This window comes from Natronospira sp. (genome assembly GCF_007134575.1).
Lineage (GTDB): Bacteria > Pseudomonadota > Gammaproteobacteria > Natronospirales > Natronospiraceae > Natronospira > Natronospira elongata.
Genome location: NZ_SLKM01000026.1, coordinates 1 through 5,113, shown reverse-complemented (window position 1 = coordinate 5,113; position 5,113 = coordinate 1). Strand labels below are relative to the sequence as shown.

Annotated in this window: 5 protein-coding genes; 3 read left to right on the top strand and 2 right to left on the bottom strand. The window is 62.3% G+C overall.

Annotation, left to right across the window (positions count from 1 at the left end):
- Nucleotides 1-259: 259 nt before the first annotated feature.
- On the top strand, nt 260-1,159 hold the full coding sequence (locus ACJWXQ_RS01145; protein WP_346053191.1) for a phosphoribosylaminoimidazolesuccinocarboxamide synthase: 900 nt from the start codon (nt 260-262) through the stop codon (nt 1,157-1,159).
- Between the two features lie 125 nt (nt 1,160-1,284).
- On the opposite strand, the gene ACJWXQ_RS01140 is transcribed toward ACJWXQ_RS01145, so the two are convergent.
- Together ACJWXQ_RS01140 and ACJWXQ_RS01135 are read right to left on the bottom strand one after the other, a co-directional pair.
- A complete protein-coding gene (locus tag ACJWXQ_RS01140) occupies nt 1,285-2,646 on the bottom strand; it encodes a sodium-dependent transporter (RefSeq protein WP_406671970.1) in 1,362 nt (453 codons plus the stop codon).
- 192 nt (nt 2,647-2,838) lie between these two features.
- Nucleotides 2,839-3,699: a universal stress protein gene (locus ACJWXQ_RS01135; protein WP_346053194.1), complete on the bottom strand. Its 861-nt coding sequence runs from the start codon at nt 3,697-3,699 to the stop codon at nt 2,839-2,841.
- 85 nt (nt 3,700-3,784) lie between these two features.
- Here ACJWXQ_RS01135 and ACJWXQ_RS01130 point away from each other — a divergent pair, with 85 nt between their 5' ends.
- Nucleotides 3,785-4,519, top strand: a complete 735-nt coding sequence (locus ACJWXQ_RS01130) for a DUF1538 domain-containing protein (protein WP_346053196.1) — start codon at nt 3,785-3,787, stop codon at nt 4,517-4,519.
- Nucleotides 4,519-5,113: DUF1538 domain-containing protein (locus ACJWXQ_RS01125; RefSeq protein WP_406671969.1), on the top strand; the 595-nt coding region annotated here is incomplete at its 3' end. The genes ACJWXQ_RS01130 and ACJWXQ_RS01125, both read left to right, overlap by 1 nt.

The following is a 5,113-nucleotide window of genomic DNA, read 5'->3' as shown; positions in this document are numbered from 1 at the left end:
TGGTGCTCCTGAGCGAGGGCCATGAGCAGGCCGCCCAGGTTTTTCTTGAGGATTTTCTCGAGCGTACGCCTTTTGACTTCGCGCCCGACCCGGCGAGTGATGACAGCGCCCCGACCGGTTGGGAGGCGGGGCGCTGACTCAATCGCGGCTGAAGCCGCTCCTACAGGGGATGCCGCGCCCGGTCGACTGGACAGAATTCGGTGGCTGGCCCAAGATACGCGCCTTGCCGGGGAATTCGATCAACTTGCGAGGAAAGCCCATGAGCAGCGGTGACAAGGCGCTGTATGCCGCCGATATCCAGAGTCTGGAGAAGATCCACAGCGGCAAGGTCCGGGACCTGTATGCCGTGGACGAGCATCACCTGCTGGTGGTGGCCTCCGACCGTCTGTCTGCCTTCGATGTCATCCTGCCCGATCCCATTCCCGGCAAGGGCGAGGTGCTCACCGCCATTTCCAATTTCTGGTTCCAGCGCACCCAAGGCATCGTGCCCAATCACATTGCCGAGATGACTCTGGAACAGGCCCTGCCGAACGCGGCGGAACGCGAGCAGGTGGCCAGCCGGGCCATGGTGGTCAAGCGGCTCAAGCCCCTGCCCATCGAGGCCATCGTGCGGGGTTATCTGATCGGCTCGGGCTGGAAGGATTACCAGAACACCGGCTCGGTCTGCGGCATTGAACTGCCCGCCGGCCTGCGCCAGGCCGATGTGCTGCCCCAGCCCCTGTTCACCCCTTCCACCAAGGCGGCCGTGGGCGACCATGACGAGAACATCAGTTTCGAGGCAGTGGAAAAGCTGATCGGCGAAAAGCTGGCCAATGACGTGAAGGAAACCAGCATTGCCCTTTACACCTATGCCTTGAAGCATGCCGAGAGCCGGGGCCTGATCATTGCCGATACCAAGTTCGAGTTCGGCCTGGACGAGAATGGGCGCCTGCATCTCATTGACGAAGCCCTGACCCCGGATTCCTCCCGCTTCTGGCCGGCCGATGAATACCAGACCGGCATGAGCCCGCCCAGCTTCGACAAGCAGTTCGTGCGCGATTACCTGGAAACCCTGGACTGGGACAAGACCCCGCCGGGGCCCAAACTGCCGGCCGAGATCATCGAAAAGACCGCCGAGAAATATCGTGAGGCGCAGCGCTTGTTGACGGAAAATAGTTAAGGCGCAAGTCCCACCCACCGTAGGAGCGAATTCATTCACGATGGGCTCCGAAGTCGCCCGGTGCCAGTGTCCAGGCAATCGCGGATGAATCCGCTCCTACGGCGGGTGGGTAGGACCTTGCCTGCTTAACTGAACAAGCTCTCCGGCAGCAGGTTGGAGACGAACAGCAGCAGAATGAATCCCGGCGCAATCCAGCGCACGGCGAGGCGCCAGCCTCGGTAGAGCCAGCCATCCCCCATGCCGAGCTCCTGTACGGTGGCCTCCCGGTGCAGGAGTCGCCCGGCGAAGTAGGCCAGGATCAGGGCCCCCACCGGCAGAACCAGGTTGTTGAGCCCCCAGGTAATGGCCTGGAAGGGAGTAATGACCATGTCGCTCAGCAGGTTGAAGGACAGTACAGAGAAGATGCCCATCACCCAGCTAAGCGAGGCGGCTACCGCGACGCCCAGCCGCCGGCTGACACCACGCTCGCCCAGATAGGCGGTCATGGGCTCATAAAGAGCTACTGATGATGTCAAAGCCGCCACGAAGAGGAAGAAACAGAAGGCGAATCCCACCAGGTTGCCGAAGGGCATTTCCCCGAAGGCCAGTGGCAGGGTAATGAAGATCAGGCCCGGGCCGCTGTCGGGTGCCAGGCCATGCGCAAAGACAATCGGAAAGATCGCGAGACCGGCGAGCAAAGCCACGGCGGTATCGGCGGAAATCACATAGGCCGCCGAACCCGGCAGGGAGGCGCCCCGGGGCAGGTAGGCGGCGTACATCATGATGCCACCCAGACCCACGGACACGCTGAACAGGGACTGGCCCACCGCGGCCAAAGCCACCTCGGGGGTAATGGCCGAGAAGTCCGGCGCGAAGAGATAATGAAGGGCCATCCGCCCTTCCCCGGCCACAAAGGCATAGACAACCAGGCCAATCAGCAACAAGGCCAGCAACGGCATCATCAGCCGCATGCCCCGCTCAATGCCGCGATTGACGCCAAGACCGACGATGGCCATGGTCGCCATAATGAAGGTGCCCTGCCACAGCAACAGCAACTGCGGTGAGCCCTGAAGGCGAGCGAAATAGCTTTGCGCCGCGTCCGCATCCAGGCCGGTGAAATGCCCGGCGCCGGCACCCAGCATGTAATGCAGCGACCAGCCGGCAATCACCGAATAAAAGCTCATCAACACCAGTGCCCCGATCACGCCAAGCAGACCCGGGATCCGCCAGGCCCGGCTGCGGCCATGCTCGACGGCCTGGCGCAGCAGCGCGGTTGGCGGGCTGCCCCGGCCCCGACGCCCGATCAGGGCCTCGCAGAGAAATATGGGGGCTGCCACCAACACCATGCCGATGAGATAGATGAGCACAAAGGCCCCGCCGCCGTTCTCGCCTGCCTCATAGGGAAAGCGCCAGACATTGCCAAGCCCCACCGCGGCACCGATGGCGGCGAGAATGAAACCCAGGCGGGATGAAAAAGCAGGAAAAACGGAGGACGACTTGTCTGGCATGAGGACACCGTAACAGCAGCAAAGGACCAGGGGATCAGAATCAGACAGGCGTCTGTGTGGAACGCCCGCCCGGATCACCTACCGGGTTAAGGAAACCCCTGATCAGACGCCGGCATGGGCTGGCTGTTACTGGAAGTCCTCGTTTTCAAACCATCGGGAAACCAAACGCTGTCGCGGGCTGCCGCAAGACAACTAGCTGACAACGAGCACATCACAATCGGCACGCTGAAGCAGCGACATGCTGACACTGCCCAGCATGAGGTCCCGCGTCATGGACTGCCCCTGTTTGCCCACAACCAACAGGTCTATTTCATCCTCACTGACCATGTCACGGAGTCGGTGCGGTGCATAACCGGATTCAAGCCGGCTCTTGACCGCTGGCGCACCGCTCGCCTCCATAAAGGCCCGCATTTCCCGTTCCGCCTCCAGGCGGGCGCGTTGCCGGTATTCCTGAACCAGCGTCTCATCCACGCCGGCATAATGCATGCTTGGCTCAAAGCGCGAAGCATAGACATGCACCAGCTCAATCTCGGCCTCGGGCGCCAACTGCACCGCTCGTTCGAGGGCGCGGCGTGATGGTTCCGAGAAATCCGTGGCGACCAGCACCTTGCGCCAGCTGCTGGAAGCGGGCCGACGCACCACCAATGCGGCACCGGGGCTGTGATAGACAAGCTGCTGGGCGGTGGTACCCAGCAGTAGCTCCCGGGCACGATGACTGCCCTGTGAGCCCAGCACAATGAGATCCTCCGCCGTCATGGCCTCGGCCAGGGAGCGGGCGATGGGGCCCGACAGCAAGCGGGTTTCCAGTATTGCCCCGGTCTCGTCAGCGATGTCCTTGGCCAGCGCCTGCAGTCGCTGCTCAAGCGCGGCGGACAGGTCGGGCGACTGTCCCAGCAATTGCCGCAGGCTTTCCATGATGCCGGCTTCGGTCACATGCAAAATACAGCCGGATTCCGCCTGCCCGGCCTTGAGCAGGGCCGCGGTTCGGCGAACCGCCTCCAGCGATGAATCAGAGAAATCCGTCGCTGCCATGATGCGAGAGAAAGTCGCCATGCTCACGCCTCCTTAGCTACACTGGCTCTGACTATAGCGGGCCTCGCCCGGCAACCCAAGACACAGGCCAGGAGGGAGGCAGAACTTGGACGCTTCCGGCAAGGGCATCATCCAGAGCCTGCTGCAGAGCAGCCGCGATATTCTGCCCATTGCCGGGGTCGTGGCCTTCTTTCAGTTGGTTGTCATTGGCGAACCCCTGCCGGATGCCCTTGCCCTCCTTCAGGGCATGCTGTTTGTGATCATCGGCCTGACACTCTTTGTGCATGGCCTGGAGACGGGACTGTTTCCCATTGGCGAGTCCATGGCACAGGCCTTTGCCCGCAAGGGCAGTGTGTTCTGGTTATTACTGTTCGGCTTTTCCCTGGGCTTTGCCACCACCATTGCCGAACCGGCACTGATTGCCATTGCCGGGGAAGCCGCCGCCGTGGCCGCCGAGGAAGGTCGGATTGCCGGCGACGCGGACAGCATGGCGGCCTGGGCCCTGGGGCTGCGGATTGCCGTCGCCCTGGCCGTGGGCCTGGCCATTGTGCTGGGCGTCATCCGCATTCTGAAGGGCTGGCCCCTGCATTATCTGATCATCGGCGGCTACGGCATCGTGGTTGCCATGACCGGCTTTGCCCCGGAAGAGATTGTCGGCATTGCCTATGACGCCGGCGGGGTCACCACATCCACCATTACCGTACCGCTGGTCACTGCCCTGGGTGTAGGCCTGTCCATGGCCATTCGGGGGCGCAACCCGGCGGTGGACGGTTTCGGCCTAATCGCCTTTGCGTCCCTGACGCCGATGATGTTCGTCATGATCTATGGGGGGCTGTTCTGATGGACGGTTTGCCTCCCTTTCACGATGTGCTCCAGCAAACGCTACTGGAAACGCTGCGGGATGTGGCCCCCATTCTGCTGGTCATCCTGGTGTTCCAGTTCCTGGTGCTGCGTCGGCGGCTGAACAAGCCCTGGCGCATGCTCAAGGGGGGGCTGTTCGTGGTGGCCGGTCTGGTGTTTTTCCTCATGGGTCTGGAGCAGGCGCTGTTTCCCCTGGGCCGATCCATGGCCGAGCAACTGACCGACCCTGAGTTTGTCTCGGGCGCGGCGGCCACTGGCGATACCATTGCTCACTGGAGCGCCTATTACGGGGTTTATCTTTTTGCCTTCAGCATGGGGGCGGCGGCAGTCATGGTCGAGCCGGCGGTCATTGCCGTGGCCATGAAGGCGAATCAGCTCTCGGGTGGCGCCATCCATGCCAACCGCCTGCGCATTGCCATCGCGGTCGGGGTGGGTATCGGCATTGCCATTGGCGCCTTCCGGATCATTACCGGTGGTTCCCTGCTCTATTTCATTCTGGGTGCGTACTGCATCGTCATCCTTCAAACCCTGTTCGCCCCCAGACACATGATTCCACTTGCCTATGACTCTGGCG

What these genes read in the sequence shown, in the direction of transcription:
- ACJWXQ_RS01145 (WP_346053191.1), top strand. Translation starts at nt 260, where the DNA reads ATGAGCAGCGGTGACAAGGCGCTGTATGCCGCCGATATCCAGAGTCTG.
- ACJWXQ_RS01140 (WP_406671970.1), bottom strand. Translation starts at nt 2,646, where the DNA reads ATGCCAGACAAGTCGTCCTCCGTTTTTCCTGCTTTTTCATCCCGCCTG.
- ACJWXQ_RS01135 (WP_346053194.1), bottom strand. Translation starts at nt 3,699, where the DNA reads ATGGCGACTTTCTCTCGCATCATGGCAGCGACGGATTTCTCTGATTCA.